The organism is Streptomyces sp. NPDC107575 (genome assembly GCF_055657265.1).
Map to the genome: position 1 here is coordinate 961,396 of NZ_JBVKBG010000003.1, position 15,326 is coordinate 976,721.

At 70.2% G+C, this 15,326-nt stretch carries 14 protein-coding genes and 2 tRNA genes; 8 read left to right on the top strand and 8 right to left on the bottom strand.

What is annotated here, in order from left to right; genetic code table 11:
* Positions 1–2: 2 nt before the first annotated feature.
* Positions 3–79 (bottom strand) — tRNA-Pro (locus tag ACZ7L4_RS17595).
* A gap of 139 nt (positions 80–218) precedes the next feature.
* On the opposite strand from ACZ7L4_RS17595, the gene ACZ7L4_RS17600 reads away from it, so the two are divergent.
* A tRNA-Gly gene (locus ACZ7L4_RS17600) sits at positions 219–289 on the top strand.
* Between the two features lie 90 nt (positions 290–379).
* Here ACZ7L4_RS17600 and ACZ7L4_RS17605 read toward each other — a convergent pair.
* On the bottom strand, positions 380–574 hold the full coding sequence (locus tag ACZ7L4_RS17605; protein WP_399230785.1) for a hypothetical protein: 195 nt from the start codon (positions 572–574) through the stop codon (positions 380–382).
* A gap of 510 nt (positions 575–1,084) precedes the next feature.
* On the opposite strand from ACZ7L4_RS17605, the gene ACZ7L4_RS17610 reads away from it, so the two are divergent.
* Together ACZ7L4_RS17610 and ACZ7L4_RS17615 are read left to right on the top strand one after the other, a co-directional pair.
* A complete protein-coding gene (locus ACZ7L4_RS17610; protein WP_472103413.1) occupies positions 1,085–2,236 on the top strand; it encodes an acyltransferase family protein in 1,152 nt (383 codons plus the stop codon).
* Positions 2,237–2,266: 30 nt separating this feature from the next.
* On the top strand, positions 2,267–3,061 hold the full coding sequence (locus ACZ7L4_RS17615; RefSeq protein WP_472104046.1) for an SDR family NAD(P)-dependent oxidoreductase: 795 nt from the start codon (positions 2,267–2,269) through the stop codon (positions 3,059–3,061).
* Between the two features lie 35 nt (positions 3,062–3,096).
* On the opposite strand, the gene ACZ7L4_RS17620 is transcribed toward ACZ7L4_RS17615, so the two are convergent.
* Positions 3,097–3,534, bottom strand: coding sequence for an HD domain-containing protein (locus tag ACZ7L4_RS17620; protein WP_472103415.1), 438 nt, complete (start codon positions 3,532–3,534; stop codon positions 3,097–3,099).
* 143 nt (positions 3,535–3,677) lie between these two features.
* Here ACZ7L4_RS17620 and ACZ7L4_RS17625 point away from each other — a divergent pair, with 143 nt between their 5' ends.
* A complete protein-coding gene (locus ACZ7L4_RS17625) occupies positions 3,678–4,859 on the top strand; it encodes a cation:proton antiporter (RefSeq protein WP_472103417.1) in 1,182 nt (393 codons plus the stop codon).
* A 6-nt stretch (positions 4,860–4,865) separates the two neighbouring features.
* Here ACZ7L4_RS17625 and ACZ7L4_RS17630 read toward each other — a convergent pair whose 3' ends face one another.
* Positions 4,866–6,038: a SpoIIE family protein phosphatase gene (locus ACZ7L4_RS17630; protein WP_472103419.1), complete on the bottom strand. Its 1,173-nt coding sequence runs from the start codon at positions 6,036–6,038 to the stop codon at positions 4,866–4,868.
* Between the two features lie 139 nt (positions 6,039–6,177).
* On the opposite strand from ACZ7L4_RS17630, the gene ACZ7L4_RS17635 reads away from it, so the two are divergent.
* The gene (locus ACZ7L4_RS17635; RefSeq protein WP_472103421.1) at positions 6,178–7,410 is read left to right on the top strand and encodes a GNAT family N-acetyltransferase; all 1,233 of its coding nucleotides are present in this window, start codon (positions 6,178–6,180) and stop codon (positions 7,408–7,410) included.
* Between the two features lie 10 nt (positions 7,411–7,420).
* On the opposite strand, the gene ACZ7L4_RS17640 is transcribed toward ACZ7L4_RS17635, so the two are convergent.
* The gene (locus ACZ7L4_RS17640; protein ID WP_472103423.1) at positions 7,421–8,242 is read right to left on the bottom strand and encodes an Fpg/Nei family DNA glycosylase; all 822 of its coding nucleotides are present in this window, start codon (positions 8,240–8,242) and stop codon (positions 7,421–7,423) included.
* A 207-nt stretch (positions 8,243–8,449) separates the two neighbouring features.
* Entirely contained in the window at positions 8,450–8,938 is a 489-nt protein-coding gene (locus ACZ7L4_RS17645) for a ribose-5-phosphate isomerase (protein ID WP_472103425.1), read from the bottom strand.
* Positions 8,939–9,099: 161 nt separating this feature from the next.
* Here ACZ7L4_RS17645 and ACZ7L4_RS17650 point away from each other — a divergent pair, with 161 nt between their 5' ends.
* Complete coding sequence (locus ACZ7L4_RS17650) at positions 9,100–10,527, top strand: amino acid permease (protein ID WP_472103427.1); 1,428 nt, start codon at positions 9,100–9,102, stop codon at positions 10,525–10,527.
* Positions 10,528–10,580: 53 nt separating this feature from the next.
* On the opposite strand, the gene ACZ7L4_RS17655 is transcribed toward ACZ7L4_RS17650, so the two are convergent.
* Positions 10,581–12,074, bottom strand: coding sequence for a serine/threonine-protein kinase (locus tag ACZ7L4_RS17655; RefSeq protein WP_472103429.1), 1,494 nt, complete (start codon positions 12,072–12,074; stop codon positions 10,581–10,583).
* A gap of 186 nt (positions 12,075–12,260) precedes the next feature.
* Here ACZ7L4_RS17655 and ACZ7L4_RS17660 point away from each other — a divergent pair, with 186 nt between their 5' ends.
* On the top strand, positions 12,261–13,019 hold the full coding sequence (locus tag ACZ7L4_RS17660; RefSeq protein ID WP_472103431.1) for an LPXTG cell wall anchor domain-containing protein: 759 nt from the start codon (positions 12,261–12,263) through the stop codon (positions 13,017–13,019).
* A 4-nt stretch (positions 13,020–13,023) separates the two neighbouring features.
* Here the strand turns inward: ACZ7L4_RS17660 and ACZ7L4_RS17665 are convergent, their stop codons facing one another.
* Positions 13,024–13,605 (bottom strand): biotin transporter BioY, encoded by a 582-nt coding sequence (locus tag ACZ7L4_RS17665; protein WP_472103432.1) that lies wholly within the window; start codon positions 13,603–13,605, stop codon positions 13,024–13,026.
* 304 nt (positions 13,606–13,909) lie between these two features.
* Between ACZ7L4_RS17665 and ACZ7L4_RS17670 the strand changes: the two genes are divergently transcribed.
* A complete protein-coding gene (locus ACZ7L4_RS17670; RefSeq protein ID WP_472103434.1) occupies positions 13,910–15,265 on the top strand; it encodes an amino acid permease in 1,356 nt (451 codons plus the stop codon).
* Positions 15,266–15,326: the final 61 nt, after the last annotated feature.

A 15,326-nucleotide genomic window follows, 5' to 3' on the forward strand; every position in this document is an offset into this window, starting at 1 on the left:
GCTGGTCGGGGTGGCGGGATTTGAACCCACGGCCTTCCGCTCCCAAAGCGGACGCGCTACCAAGCTGCGCCACACCCCGTCGGTGCGACACGTAGGGTACATGCCCGCAGGCAGTGCGGCTCCCGCGCTGCGGGCCGCCGGAAAGAGGGTGTGCACTCGACGCCCTCGACCCGCTACGATGCCTGCGTGCCGCGGTCACCGACCTGCGGTACGGCCGTGCGGGCGTAGCTCAATGGTAGAGCCCTAGTCTTCCAAACTAGCTACGCGGGTTCGATTCCCGTCGCCCGCTCTTGTGAAAAGCCTCCGGCCCGGATCCACTCCTCGTGGACCGGGCCGGAGGCTTTTTCGCGGCCTCCGCCGGGCGCCCTGGACCGCAGCCTCAGAATTTGATCGCGCTGACGCTGTCCGCGACCGAGTTGAGGAAGTTGTTGATCGCCGGCGCCATTCCGGTCGATGCGAGGAAGAAGCCGAAGAGCACCGCGACTATGGCGGGCCCAGCCTTGATCGAGCCGCCGCGCATGAGGACGACGAGAACGATCGCCAACAACAGCACCACTGACAGCGAAATGGCCACACTGATCACACCCTAGGTCGGTCCGCTCTCCCGGCCCGGAGGGTGAAGCCGCACCCCCCGCCAGAACCATCGTGCCACCAACCCGGCGCACCCATGCGGCCCGTGACGCATCGTCGGCCACGTACCGGCGGGTTTCGGCTTGATCGTTTCTATCGTCCCGGCCGGCCGGCGCGCCCGCCGCCGGCACGGCCTGCAGGCTTTCTCTCAGTTTCCCCTTGGTTTCCACACAGGAAAATCAAGGAAAAGCGATGTCCAATTAACGCCCGAACGGTACGGGACGAATCGGTCATTTCACCAAGGGCGGGCAAACCGATGGGGCACAACCGCACAAACCTCATGTCGACTTCTGCGCAAACGGGGTACCTGGAAACACCAAGGAGGAATCGAGTTGAGGGTTTTACGAAATCACAGGGGCCCCACTAAGGTGCCTCAGATGTTCCACACTGCCATCATCCCCACCGGCGCAGTGCGGCCCCCCACGATCTCCCCGAGTTCCTGGTGGGAGGGCCTGTGACCAACTCGCTGCACCCACAGGGCTCGCACCGCACCCCGCTCCCGCCGACCGCGCGGCCCGCCGCGGAAGTCGCCCCCCAGCAGAAAACGGCCCCCGCTCCGGCCGACACCCCCAAGCCCAAGCAGCGCGACGCGTTCTTCGACAACGCCAAATACCTGGCCATCGTCTTCGTCGCGATGGGCCATTCCTGGGAACCACTGACCGACGGCAGCCGTACCGCCGAAGCGCTGTACGAGATCGTCTACACGTTCCACATGCCGGCGTTCATCATCATCTCCGGCTATTTCTCGCGCAGCTTCGACATGCGGCCCGACCGGCTGCGGCGCCTCATCACCGGCGTCGCGGTGCCGTATGTGATCTTCGAGGTCGCGTACAGCATCTTCAAGAAGTACGCGGACGACGACCCCACGCATCCGATCAGCCTGCTCGACCCGTGGTTCCTGACCTGGTTCCTCGTCGCGCTGTTCATCTGGCGGCTCACCACTCCGCTGTGGAAGATCGTCCGCTGGCCGATCCCGCTCTCCATCGCCATCGCCGTGCTCGCGGCGGTCTCCCCCGACATCGGCGACGACCTGGACCTGCAGCGCGTGCTGCAGTTCCTGCCGTTCTTCGTGCTCGGCCTGTTCCTGAAGCCCGAGCACTTCCAGCTCGTGCGGCGGCGCGAGGTGCGGATCCTGTCCGTGCCGATCGGTGTGTGCGCCTTCCTGCTCGCCTACTGGGCGGCCCCGCGGATGACGTCCGTGTGGTTCTACCACCGCGACAGCGCGCAGGAGCTGGGTGTCCCGTGGTGGGTCGGCGTCGTCATGACGCTCGCCCTGTTCGGCTGCTCGATCGTGCTCACCGCGTGCTTCTTCGCCTGGGTGCCGGGTCGCAGGACGTGGTTCACGGTGCTCGGCGCCGGGACGCTGTACGGCTATCTGCTGCACGGGTTCCTGGCGAAGGGCTCCCGGTTCTGGGGCTGGTTCGACGCGGACTGGACACACACCCCGTACGGCGAGGTGGCCGTCACCCTCATCGCGGGCGCGGTCGTCACCGCCCTGTGCACGCCACCGGTGCAGCGGGTCTTCCGCTTCGCCATGGAGCCGAGGATGCCGTGGGCGTTCAAGAAGGACGCCACCGAGACGGCACGGGCCAGGCAGCGCGCCTGACCCGGTTCGGGTAAGGGTGGATCCATGACCGTGCAGATCGACCTCAACGGGCGCACCGCCCTGGTCACCGGATCCACCCAGGGCATCGGCGCCGCCATCGCGACGGGCCTCGCCCGCGCCGGGGCCCGCGTCGGCGTCAACGGCCGCACGCGGGAGCGCGTCGACGAGGCCGTGTCCCGCATCCGCGCCGAGGTCCCCGGCGCGGACCTGGTCGCGGTGGCGGCCGACGTCACCACCGAGGACGGCCTGCGGGACGCCGCCGAGGCGCTCCCCCACATCGACGTCCTGGTCAACAACCTGGGCATCTTCGGCTCCGCCGACCCGCTGGAGATCACCGACGACGAGTGGCGCCGCTACTTCGAGGTGAACGTGCTGGCCGCGGTCCGCCTCATCCGCCACTATCTGCCCGGCATGACCGAGCGCGGCTGGGGCCGGATCCAGAACATCGCGAGCGACTCGGCCGTGGTGATCCCCGCCGAGATGATCCACTACGGGATGTCCAAGACGGCGCTGCTCTCCGTGACCCGCGGCTTCGCGAAGCAGGCCGCCGGCAGCGGCGTGACGGTCAACTCCGTCATCGCGGGCCCCACCCACACGGGCGGCGTCGAGGACTTCGTCTACGAACTGGTCGACCGCGATCTGCCCTGGGACGAGGCACAACGGGCCTTCATGCGCGAGCACCGCCCGCAGTCCCTGCTGCAACGGCTCATCGAGCCCGAGGAGATCGCGAACATGGTGGTCTACCTGGCCTCCGACCTGTCGAGCGCCACGACCGGCGGCGCGCTGCGGGTGGACGGCGGATACGTGGACTCGATCCTGCCGTAGGGCCTCGGGAGGGCCATTACGGCCGTAGAGAGCACTCAGTCGATCCCCAGCAGCGCGCGCATCCCCGCGTACTTCTGGGTCAGGCGATTCCGGGTCGCCTCGTCGAGGACGGCGAGGCGGCCCGGATCCGCGTTGTGGGCCAGGTCCGCCTCCTTGACGAGGCGGGCGCCGGGGGTGTCGAGGATGCGCCGCGCGTATGCCTCCGGGGGCTCGCCCCTGCGCTTGGTCAGCGCGCGGACGACCGCCTTCGCCTCCGCCGGGAGCGGGGCCGCGTCGAGCCACTCCTCCGTGAGCGCGTCGTCCTCGATCGCGTCGTGCAGCCAGGCCGCGGCGATCTGGGCCTCGGTGCCTCCCCGGGCGCGCGTGCCCTCGGCGACGGCCGCCAGGTGCTCCGCATAGGGGCGGCCCGCCTTGTCCTTCTGCCCTTGGTGGGCCTGGCGTGCGAGGGCCTCGACCTCCGTCAGCGTGAGCATGCCGCAGAGCCTCTCACGCGGCTCCCGCACGCGCTCGGGACTTTCGACCCAGGTCGTTTGGTAAGCTAAGTATTGACGCTTTCTTGACGTTCTCTTGACCAAGGAGGAACGGGCCCATCGGACACGCAGACACCTTGATCGCCATGGGCGGCGCCTTTCTCGCCGCCGCCGTCCTCGCTCGCCTGGGCGGGCGCATAGGACTTCCCACCATTCCCCTGTTCATCCTGGCCGGGATACTCCTCGGCCCCCACACACCGGGCGTCGTGCTGCTCTCCGACCCGCACGACCTGGAGATGCTCTCCGCGCTCGGCCTCGTACTGCTGCTCTTCTATCTCGGCCTCGAGTTCCACATGGACGACCTCAAGACCGGCGGCCGCAAGATGGCCGTCGCCGGAGGGACGTACCTCGCGCTGAACGTCGGCGCCGGCCTCGGTTTCGGATTCGCCCTCGGCTGGGGCACATCCGAGGCTCTGGTCCTCGCCGGGGTGCTCGGCATCTCGTCGTCCGCGATCGTCACCAAGGTCCTCGTGGACACCGGCAGGCTCGGCAATCCCGAGACCAAGCCGATCCTCGGCATCATCGTGGTCGAGGACATCTTCCTCGCCCTGTATCTGGCCGCCCTCCAGCCGATCCTGTCCGGCGCCGACTCGCTGTCGGCCGCCGTGCTCGACGGCGGCAAGGCCTTCGGGTTCCTGCTGCTGCTCGCGCTCGCGGCGCGGTTCGGGACACGGATCGTCGGCAAGCTCTTCAACACCAAGGACGACGAGCTCCTCGTCATCTCGTTCCTCGGCACCGCCGTGTTCGTGGCGGGGGTCTCCGAGTGGTTCGGGGTCGCCGACGCCATCGGGGCGTTCATGGTCGGTCTGATGCTCGGCTCGACCGCCTCCGGCGAGCGGATCCGCACCCTTGTGCACCCGCTGCGGGACGCCTTCGGAGCGATCTTCTTCTTCGGGTTCGGGCTCTCCATCGACCCAGGCGACCTGCCGACCGTGCTGTGGCCCGTGCTCGCCGCGGTCGCGCTGACGCTCGTCATGAACGTCCTCGCGGGGATCGGCGGGGCGAAGATCTACGGGTTCGGGGCCGGGCCCGCCGCGAACATCTCCACCACCCTGCTGGCACGCGGCGAGTTCGCGCTGATCCTCGCGACGATGGCCGCGGGCGCGGGGCTCGACGAACGGCTCTCGCCGTTCATCGCGGGATACGTGCTGCTGCTCGCGGTGCTCGGCCCGATGGCCGCGGGCCGCTCCGCGTGGCTGGCCCGGATCCTGCCGATCAAGGAACGGGCACCGGTGCTCGACGAACCACGGGTCGGCGCCGGGGTGTAGGTCCCCTCACGCGTCCCGGCAGATCAGCAGCAGCGCCCGGTCGTCGTTGACGTCCTTGGCGACCGCCTCGATGAGGTGCCAGGCCGCACCGTGGAAGCCGCCGGTCACATACCGGTCGGCTTCCCCGGTGAGGCGGTCGATGCCCTCGCTGATGTCCCGGTCGGAGGTCTCGACGAGGCCGTCCGTGAACAGCATCAGCACGTCACCGGGGCGCAAGGTGCCCTTCGTGGCGTCGAACTCGGCCCCGTCGTAGACGCCGAGGAGCGGGCCCTCGGCCGCCTTCTCCTCCCAGCGCCCGGTGCCCGCGCTGAGCTGAAGCCCCGGCGGGTGGCCCGCGGAGTACAGCTCGTAGTCCCCCGATTCGAGGTCCAGGACGAGATGGATCGAGGTCGCGAAGCCCTCGTCCCAGTCCTGGCGGAGCAGGTAGCCGTTGGCCGCGGGCAGGAAGGCGTGCGGCGGCAGCGAGCCGAGCAGCCCGCTGAACGCGCCGGCCAGCAGCAGCGCGCGCGAGGCCGCGTCCATGCCCTTGCCGGACACGTCCGTGAGGACGACCTCCAGGGTGCGACCGTTGTTCGTACGGGCCGCGACAACGAAGTCACCGGAGAACGACTGGCCGCCCGCAGGGCGCAGCGCCATCTCGCGGTGCCAGCCCGGCGGCAGCTTGGGCAGCCGACTCTGCGTACGGATCCGCTCGCGCAGGTCGAAGAGCATCGTTCCGCCGCGCCGCCAGGGCACGCCGACCCGGCTGCGGAACTGGGCGATGAGCAGGCCGAAGAACCCGCAGGCCGCGACCGTGAGCACGGTGCCGGGCGTGACGCCGGCCGAGCGCTGCGTGTAGGGGCCGAGCTGGAACGACTCCACGATCAGCGCCGCCGCGGCCGCCGCGTACAGGCCGAGCAGGCTGGCCGGGCGCAGCAGCAGGCCGCCCGCGACGATCGGCAGGACCAGGACGGCGGGCGCGCACCAGACGGGGTTCAGGATCGTGGCCGCGGCGATCACGGGGATCGTGATGAGCAGCCCGACGAGCGCGATCCAGTCCGAACCGTCCCCGCGGAAGTAGTCCACCCCGGATTTGCGCACGGCTGTGCGAGCCCGGTGCACGCGCATTCTCAACCGGGCCGGGAACGTATCGGCTTCCGCGCGCTGTCCGCGCCCGCGCCGCTCTCGTCGTACCGCCATTGTTCGTGGACCTTATCCACCGGGTCCGGGGCTGTGCACGGGAGGTCCCACTTGTCCCCCTTTCCGGGCACGCCCGTCAGCTCCCGTACGGGAGGGAAAATCCCTCGCCCGTCGCTGCCCGCCCTGGTAGGGATGGCGTATGGCGACCGATCTGCGCACCTTGCGCGACAACGAGTGGGACGACTGGTACGGGAAGCTGGAGCGGGCCTTCGGAGGGATCGCGGAGGCTCCGGAGGAGCGCGGCCTGTACCGGGAGCTGACCTCTGTCGACCGCTCGATCGGCGTCTGGGACGGCGACGAGTGCGTGGGCACGGCGGGCGCCTTCCCGTTCCGCGTCTCGGTGCCCGGCGGGGCCTTCGTGGCCGCGGCGGGCGTGACCATGGTCAGCGTCGCCGCGACGCACCGCAGGCGCGGCATCCTGACCCAGATGATGCGCCGTCAACTCGACGACGTACGAGGGTGGGGCGAGCCCCTCGCGGTCCTCACGGCGTCCGAGCCCGTGATCTACGGACGGTTCGGCTACGGGACGGGGACCCGCAAGGCGACGGTGCGCATCGAGTCGCGGCGGGTGAGCGTCGACGCGCCCGCCGGGGCCGACGACGTGCGGCTGCGGTACGTGGACGTGGCGGAGGCCGCCGAGCGCTGCGAGGCCGTGTATCTGCGGACCGTGGGGACGCGGCCGGGGATGCTCGGGCGGCTGCCCGGCTGGGAGCGGCTGCCGCTGCTCGACCCGGAGAAGGAGCGGGGCGGGGCCTCGCCGCTGCAGTGCGTCGTCGCCGAACTGGGCGGGGAGACCGTCGGGTTCGCGCGTTTCCACGTGAAGCCGGAGTCCGCGCACGGCCTTGACCGCAGCACCGTCCTGGTGCGCGAGGTGACCGCGGTCGAGTCCGCGGCGTACGCGGCGCTGTGGCGGTTCCTGTGCTCCATCGACCTGACGGAGACCGTGGAGTGCGACAACCTGCCGGTGGACGATCCGCTGTTCTCGCTGGTCTCCGACATCCGGAGGTGCGAGGTGCGGGTGCGCGACTCGATGCACGTACGTCTGGTGGAGGTGGGCGAGGCGCTCGAAGCGCGTACGTATCTGACGCCCGTGGACGTCGTGTTCGAGGTGCGGGACGCGTTCTGCCCCTGGAACGAGGGGCGTTGGCGGCTCACGGGTGACGCGAAGGGCGGCGCGTCCTGCAAGCGGACCGAGGAGCCGGCCGATCTCGCCCTGTCCGTACGGGAGTTGGGCGCGGCCTATCTCGGCGATGCGTCACTGCTGGAGCTGGCAGGAGCCGGGCGGGTGCGGGAGCTGCGGCCGGGGGCGCTCGTGGAGGCGTCGGTGGCGTTCGGCTCGACGGTCGCGCCGTGGCTGCCGCACGGGTTCTAGTTCTCCGGTTCTAGTACGTGCCGGTGGGCTGGCAGGTCGGGCACCAGAAGAGGTTGCGGGCCGCCAGTTCCGCCGTGCGGATCTCGGTGCCGCACAGGTGGCAGGGCTGCGGTGCGCGCCGGTAGACGTAGACCTCGCCGCCGTGGTCGTCGACGCGCGGCGGGCGGTTCATCGCCTCGGGGGTGTGCTCGGGGCGGACGGTGTCGATGCGGTTGGCGCGGACGCCGTCGTGCATGAGCGCCACCAAGTCGTCCCAGATGGCCGCGAGTTGGGGGCTGGTGAGGTTCTTGCCGGGGGTGTACGGGTCGATGCCGTGCCGGAAGAGGACCTCGGCGCGGTAGACGTTGCCGACGCCCGCGATCACCTTCTGGTCCATGAGGAGCGCGCCGATGGTGGTGCGGCTGCGGGAGATCCGCGCGTAGGCCCTGGCGGGGTCCTCGGCGGGGCGCAGCGGGTCCGGGCCGAGGCGGTCGTGTATCGCCTGCTTCTCGGCGTCCGTGATGAGGGCGCAGGTGGTGGGGCCGCGGAGGTCCGCGTAGTGGGTGTCGTTCGCCAGGCGCAGGCGGACGGTGTCCGTGGGGGGCGGGGCGGGGGCGTCGCCGAAGGTGTACTTGCCGAAGAGGCCGAGGTGGATGTGGATCCAGGCGTCGTCGTCGCCGAAGCCGAGGAAGAGGTGCTTTCCGTGGGCCTCGGTGCGGGTGAGCTCTTGACCCGTGAGGAGCGCTGCGGCGTCGGAGAACTTGCCCTGCGGGCTGCTCACGGTGGCCTTGCGGCCGGCGAACTTCTCGGCGTGGTCCTGGGCGAGCCGGTGGATGGTGTGACCCTCAGGCACGCCGATTCCTCTCGGTTAACCGTGGTTGACGTCTCGGGGCTCTGCCCCGGACCCCGCTGCTCAATCGCCGCAGGGGCTTGAATTGCCCACCCGCCGCCGGGTGGGCAATTCAGGTGCGCCAATCAAGCCCCGCCGGCGATTGAGGCGCGGGGTCCGGGGCGGAGCCCCGGGGGCGCAACCACGGTGCAGGTGCAGCCCCGGAGGGGGTCAGTCCTGCTGCGGGTGGTGGGCCGGGATCGCGGGGAGGACGCCCGACGTCTCGTAGGCCGACAGCATGTCGATGCGGCGCTGGTGGCGCTCCTCCTGGGAGTACGGCGTCGCCAGGAAGATCTCGACGAACTTCGTCGCCTCCTCCTCCGTGTGCATCCGCCCACCGATGGAGATCACGTTCGCGTTGTTGTGCTCACGGCCGAGCGCAGCGGTCTGCTCGCTCCAGGCGAGGGCCGCACGGACGCCCTTCACCTTGTTCGCGGCGATCTGCTCGCCGTTGCCGGAGCCGCCGATCACGATGCCGAGGGCGTCGGGGTCCGCCGCCGTCCGCTCCGCGGCGCGGAGGCAGAACGGCGGGTAGTCGTCCTGGGCGTCGTAGATGTGGGGCCCGCAGTCGACGGGCTCGTGGCCGTGGGCCTTGAGCCATTCGACCAGGTGGTTCTTGAGTTCGTAGCCGGCATGATCCGAGCCGAGGTACACGCGCATGGGTCCGAGTGTGGCACGAGGCGGGCCGGGTAGCCGCCTCCGGGTGCCCGCCGGGGCGCCGGTCGTGGCCTTGACAACAATCCGGACTCAAAGCTTCCGATCGGGCCGCCCGGGTGCATTGAATGCGAGCGCACGTTTACCGCAAACGTAAGGACCCGTGCATGACCACGCAGTCGCCCCCCACCACTGGGGCCTCCTCCGGCACGCCGCCCACCGGTGGCGACGGAGACGGACTCAAGGCAGGGCTGAAGAACCGGCACCTGTCCATGATCGCCATCGGCGGCGTCATCGGAGCCGGCCTGTTCGTCGGCTCCGGCTCCGGCATCGCGGCCGCGGGCCCGGCCATCCTCGTCTCGTACGCCCTCGTCGGCGCGATGGTCGTCTTCGTGATGCGGATGCTGGGCGAGATGGCCGCCGCACGGCCCTCCTCCGGCTCCTTCTCCGCCTACGCCGACCAGGCGCTCGGCCGCTGGGCCGGCTTCTCCATCGGCTGGCTGTACTGGTTCTTCTGGGTCGTGGTGCTCGCCGTGGAGGCGACCGCCGGCGCGAAGATCCTCAACGGCTGGATACCGGGCGTCCCGCAGTGGGGCTGGGCACTGATCGTGATGGTCGTGCTCACCGTCGTGAACCTGGCGGCCGTGGGCTCCTACGGAGAGTTCGAGTTCTGGTTCGCCGGGATCAAGGTCGTCGCGATCGCGGCGTTCGTGATCGTGGGCATGCTCGCCGTGTTCGGCGTGCTGCCGGGCTCCGACAACCCGGGCGCCGGGTTCTCGCACCTCACCGATTCCGGTGGCTTCTTCCCGAAGGGGCCCGGAGCGATCCTCACCGGTGTGCTGATGGTCGTCTTCTCCTTCATGGGCTCCGAGATCGTCACTCTCGCCGCCGGTGAGTCCGAGGACCCGCAGAAGGCCGTCACCAAGGCCACGAACTCCGTGATCTGGCGCATCGGCATCTTCTACCTGGGCTCGATCTTCGTCGTCCTGACGCTGCTGCCGTGGAACGACCCGTCGATCACCAAGGACGGCAGCTACGTCGCCGCGCTGAACTCCATCGGCATCCCGCACGCCGGGCAGGTCATGGACGTCATCGTGCTGACGGCCGTGCTGTCGTGCCTGAACTCCGGGCTCTACACCGCGTCCCGGATGGCCTTCTCGCTCGGGCAGCGCGGTGACGCGCCGAAGGCGTTCGCGAAGACCACGTCGCGCGGTGTGCCGCGGGCCGCGATCCTCGGGTCCGTCGTGTTCGGCTTCCTCGCCGTCTGGTTCAACTACCAGTGGCCGGACACCGTCTTCAACTTCCTGCTGAACTCCTCCGGAGCCGTCGCGCTGTTCGTGTGGCTCGTCATCTGCTTCACGCAGTTGAAGATGCGCGGGATGATCCTGCGGGACCAGCCGGAGAAGCTCGTCGTCAAGATGTGGCTGTTCCCCTATCTGACGTGGGCGACGATCGCGATGATCTCGTTCGTGCTCGTGTACATGTTGACGGACGACGCCGGGCGGGAGCAGGTGCTGCTTTCCCTGCTCGTTGCGGCGTTCGTCGTGGTGTTCGCGCTCGTACGCGAGAAGGTGCAGCGGGCGAAGGCGGCGTGAGTGTTGCGGGGGCCGGGGTTGGCGTCGCGGGGCGCTGCCCCGGACCCCGCGCCTCAATCGCCGGCGGGGCTGAACGTGGTGAACGTCGACTTCACCTTTTCGTACGTCGCCTTCGCGCGCCCCTCCACCTCCGGGCGGTACCACGTCCCCACCTGGTACGACCTGTTTCCGCGGTCGAAGCCGAGGAGTTCCGCGTGCCAGCGGGCGCCCTTCAGGGTGAAGAGGTACTCCCAGACCACCGCGGGGCGGCCGCGGAACGTGGTGCGGGTCAGGCGGAGCTTCTTGTAGTCCTGGCCCTGGTGGGCGGCGCGTTCGGACTTCTGCCACGTCGCCAGGAGGTCGTCCTTCGCGAGGGCCGACTGGGCGACGAGTTCCTGGGTGCCGTCCGGTGACGTGTAGTGCACCTCGGACGCCGTCTTCACCACCCGCTCCCAGCCCTTCGGCGGCACCCACGCGTACCCCGCCTCCCGCCGCGCGCCCGCGGGGAGGGTCGCGGTGGGCGGCCGGGACGTGCCCTCGACGGTGGGCGGGCGGGATGTCGTGGGCGTCGAGCCGCCCGCGCGCGGGTCGCCGTCCGGCAGCGTGAGGGCGAGGGTCGCCGCGAGGCCCACGGCCAGCACTCCCCCGGCCGCGACGAGGGCCGTCCTGCGGCGGTTCGCCCGCCGGGGCCGCTGCGGCGGCGCGGGCTCCGGGCGGCGCAGGCCGATGTCGAGGGTGCGGGTCCCGGGCTGTGGCACCTCACGCACCTCCCGGGTCTCGACGGGAGTCAGCGCCCCGGTCACCGTGTCGACGTCGGGGCGGTCCTGCGGCTCCTTGGCCAGCAGGCCCGTGAGGAGCGGGCCGAGGCGGCCCGCCTCGGGCGGCAGCCGCGGCTCCTCGTAGAGGACGGCGTGCAGGGTCGCGAGGGTCGTCTCCCGGGAGAACGGCGAGCTGCCGCCGAGCGCCGCGCAGAGCGTCGCCCCGAGCGACCACAGGTCCGACGGCGGGCCCTGCGGGCGGCCCGCGACCCGCTCCGGCGCCATGTAGTCCGGCGAGCCGACCAGCATCCCGACCATGGTGAGCGCCTTGGCGTCCTGGATCGCGGCGATGCCGAAGTCGGTGAGCATGACGCGGCGCTGCCCGACGTTCTCCAGCAGTACGTTGCCGGGCTTGATGTCCCGGTGCAGCACACCGCCCGCGTGCACCTGGCGCAGCGCCCCGGCCAGGCTCAGCCCGATCCGCTCGACCTCGTCCGGCGACAGCGGCCCGTCCTCGACGAGGGCCTGCTCAAGGGAGCGGCCGTCGACCAGCTCCATGACGATCCACAGGCGTTCGCCCTCGTCGACGACGTCGTAGACGCGCACCACCCCTGGGTGGTCGATGCGGGCGGTGGCGCGGGCCTCGCGGAGCGTGCGCTCGCGGCGGGTGCGGGCGTCCTCGGGGTCGAGGCCGTCGATGCGCATTTCCTTGACGGCGACCCGGCGGTCGAGCATTTCGTCCACCGCGCGCCACACGCGTCCCATTCCGCCCTGGCCTATCGATTCGTCCAGGCGGTAGCGGGACGCCACCAGTAATCCCTGGACGCCTCCGCTCGCATTCCCAGGCAATCGACTGCACCCCCGAAACACAGAGAAACACAATTTCGACGCTTCCCGCCGCCCCAGCATAGTGCGGAGAAATCTTGTGGTACCTCTTCAAGTGCCGCGAATTCGGCCGCGGTTGGGGGAAGCGAAAGACCTAGGGGGACGACGAGCATGAGTTCACGACGTCAGATCAAAATCGCCGGGTCGCTGTGCGCGGCCGCCGTGACGGCGTTCATGGTGCTGCCGGGCGCCGCGCTCGCGGACGACGGGCCTGGTCCGGGCAGTGGCGAGGGCGGAAAGGCGATGGACGCGGCGCCCGCGGGCGTGAAGCTGACCACGACGCTGCCGGAGAAGATCTCGGCCGACAACTCGACCGGGCAGACACGGAATCTGGTCGCGAGTGTCGGAAATCAGGGGAGCAAGGACAGCGGCCCGGTGATCCTGGCCGTCGTGGGATTCGACGGGCTCGTGGTGAAGGATGTGCCGAACTGCACGGCGATACCGGAGAACAAGCTGCCTAAGGGGTCCAACAGCGGATTCTCCTGCGCCATCGACAAACTCGCGGCGGGAAAGTCGAAGTCGTACAAGGTCGCCGCGACATTCGATCTCGACAAGACCGGGAAGATCTGTCTTCCGGTGCAGAGCGGGGACACGAAGAAGACGTTCTGGCAGCAGGGCCCGGTGCCGTTCGGCACCACGAGTCCCTCGCCCAACGCGCCGGTCACTCCGCTGCTGCTCGGCACGGAGAACAAACCGGCCGCCCCTGCCGGAGACAAGGGCGGCGACAAGGGCGGCAACGATCAGGAGAACCTGCCCTCGACCGGCGTCGGTGACGACGTGCTGCCGCTGGGCGCGGTCGGGGCCGCGCTGCTCGCGGCCGGCGGGGCGGGCCTGTGGTGGACCCGCCGCACCGACCCCGGCGCGCGTTAGCGGCTTACTTGTCGGCGAGCTTCCAGGCGGTGGGCAGCGCGCCCATCGCCAGGGCCGCCTTCAGGACGTCGCCGAGCAGGAACGGCGTGAGGCCCGCGGCGATCGCGGCCGTGAGGCCCATGCCGGTGGACAGGGCCAGGTACGGGACACCGACCGCGTAGACGATGGCCTCGCCGAGGACGAACGTTCCCGCGGTGCGCAGCATCGAGCGGTCGCCGCCGCGCCGGGCGAGCGCGCCGACCGCAGCGGAGGCCAGCATCAGGCCGATGACGTAGCCGAACGAGGCCGACGCCATGCCCGAGCCGCCCTCCGCGAACCACGGCACGCCTGCCATGCCCGCGAGCGCGTACACGGCGAGCGCGAGGAAGCCGCGGCGGGCGCCGAGCGCGGTGCCGACGAGCAGCGCGGCGAAGGTCTGTCCGGTGACCGGGACCGGCGAGCCCGGGACCGGGATCGCGATCTGCGCGGCGATGCCGGTGAGGGCGGCGCCGCCCACGACGAGCGCGATGTTCTTGGCGCGGGAGGCGGGGAGGAGGTCGGCCAGGACCTTGCCCGGACGGGCGGTCGTAACGGCGGCGGTGCTCATGGGGACTCCGCGTTCAGTGAGAGGACCTTGCGGTCGGGCAGGGGCAGGACTTTGTGACGCTATCCCAAGGCAGTTGAGGCGATCACGGTCGCCGGTCGACAAAGGGGCCCACGCCGTGTTGGTGGGCTCTGAACAAACAACGCCGCGTACACCCCGTACAAGGTGATGCTCGTCACTGGGGGAGGCCGCAGCGTCGTCCGTTTTGCGCGCGGGGCCTCTCGAACGGGAGACTGTAGGTTCCCGCCAAAACCGCGCGCCCGCGTGCACACGCGCACCCGCACCACCCGAGATCGGCTGAAGCCCCATGCAAGACGAACCACTCTCCGCCGGGCTGAAGCAGCGCCACCTCACGATGCTCGGCCTCGGCGGGGTCATCGGCGCGGGCCTGTTCGTCGGCTCGGGTGCCGGTATCGCGGTCGCGGGGCCCGGCATCGTCGTCTCGTACCTGATCGCGGGCGCGCTCGCGATGCTGGTGATGCGGATGCTCGGCGAGATGTCCGCCGCGATGCCCGCGTCCGGCTCCTTCTCGGTGCACGCGGAGCGGGCGCTCGGCCGGTGGGCCGGGTTCAGCGCCGGCTGGCTCTACTGGTTCATGCTCGTGGTGGTCCTCGCCGTCGAGGCGACGGGCGCGGCGCAGATCGCGAACGGCTGGGTGCCGGGCGTCCCGCAATGGGCCTGGGTGCTGCTCTTCATGGTCGTGTTCACCGCCGCCAACCTGACGGCGGTGAAGAACTTCGGCGAGTTCGAGTTCTGGTTCGCGGCCCTCAAGGTCTTCGCGATCGTCGCGTTCCTGGTGCTCGGCACGCTCGCGATCTTCGGCCTGCTGCCGGACACCGACCCGGTCGGCCTCACCCATCTGACCGGGGACGGCGGGTTCCTGCCGCACGGCTGGCAGGGCGTCGTCTCCGGAGTGCTCGCGGTGGTCTTCGCGTTCGGCGGCCTTGAGGTCGTGACGATCGCGGCGGCCGAGTCCGAGGACCCGGCCCGCTCGGTGGCGCGCGCGGTGCGCAGCGCGGTGTACCGGATCCTGTTCTTCTACGTCGGGTCGATGCTGGTCATCGTGACCGTGCTGCCCTGGACGGTGCAGAAGGCGGGAATCAGCCCGTACGTCACCGTGCTCGACGAGATCGGCGTCCCGTCGGCGGCGCAGATCATGAACATCGTGGTGTTCGTGGCGCTGCTCTCCGCGCTGAACGCCAACCTCTACGGCTCCTCGCGCATGATCTTCTCGCTGGCCGAGCGCGACGAGGCACCCAAATCGCTGCTGAAGGTGAGCGGTGGCGGGGTGCCGCGCCGCGCGGTGCTCGCGTCGGTGGCCTTCGGCTTCATCTCCGTCCTGCTCAACCTGGAGTGGCCGGACACGATCTTCCTCTACATGCTCAACTCGGTCGGCGCGGTGCTGCTGTTCGTGTGGGCGCTGATCGCCGTGTCGCAGCTGCGGCTGCGGCGGCGCATCGAGCAGGAGGCCCCGGAGCGCCTCGTGTTGAGGATGTGGGCGTTCCCCTACCTGACCTGGGTGGCGATCGCCGCGATGGCCGCGGTCTTCGGCCTGATGCTGACCGACGACACGGCGCGGCCGCAGTTGATGTGGTCGACCGGGGCGACGCTGCTCGTCCTCGCGGTCGCGGGCGTACGGGAGTTGCGCGCACGGCGTGCCTGAACGGTGTCCGGGCGTTCACCGTACGTCGACATGATCGTCGCGGCGTGTGAGCGTGGTGTCC

Coding starts and splice junctions, on each gene's coding strand:
- ACZ7L4_RS17620 (WP_472103415.1), bottom strand. CDS start 3,534: ATGCTCACGCTGACGGAGGTCGAGGCCCTCGCACGCCAGGCCCACCAA.
- ACZ7L4_RS17625 (WP_472103417.1), top strand. CDS start 3,678: ATGGGCGGCGCCTTTCTCGCCGCCGCCGTCCTCGCTCGCCTGGGCGGG.
- ACZ7L4_RS17630 (WP_472103419.1), bottom strand. CDS start 6,038: ATGGCGGTACGACGAGAGCGGCGCGGGCGCGGACAGCGCGCGGAAGCC.
- ACZ7L4_RS17635 (WP_472103421.1), top strand. CDS start 6,178: ATGGCGACCGATCTGCGCACCTTGCGCGACAACGAGTGGGACGACTGG.
- ACZ7L4_RS17645 (WP_472103425.1), bottom strand. CDS start 8,938: ATGCGCGTGTACCTCGGCTCGGATCATGCCGGCTACGAACTCAAGAAC.
- ACZ7L4_RS17650 (WP_472103427.1), top strand. CDS start 9,100: ATGACCACGCAGTCGCCCCCCACCACTGGGGCCTCCTCCGGCACGCCG.
- ACZ7L4_RS17660 (WP_472103431.1), top strand. CDS start 12,261: ATGAGTTCACGACGTCAGATCAAAATCGCCGGGTCGCTGTGCGCGGCC.
- ACZ7L4_RS17665 (WP_472103432.1), bottom strand. CDS start 13,605: ATGAGCACCGCCGCCGTTACGACCGCCCGTCCGGGCAAGGTCCTGGCC.
- ACZ7L4_RS17670 (WP_472103434.1), top strand. CDS start 13,910: ATGCAAGACGAACCACTCTCCGCCGGGCTGAAGCAGCGCCACCTCACG.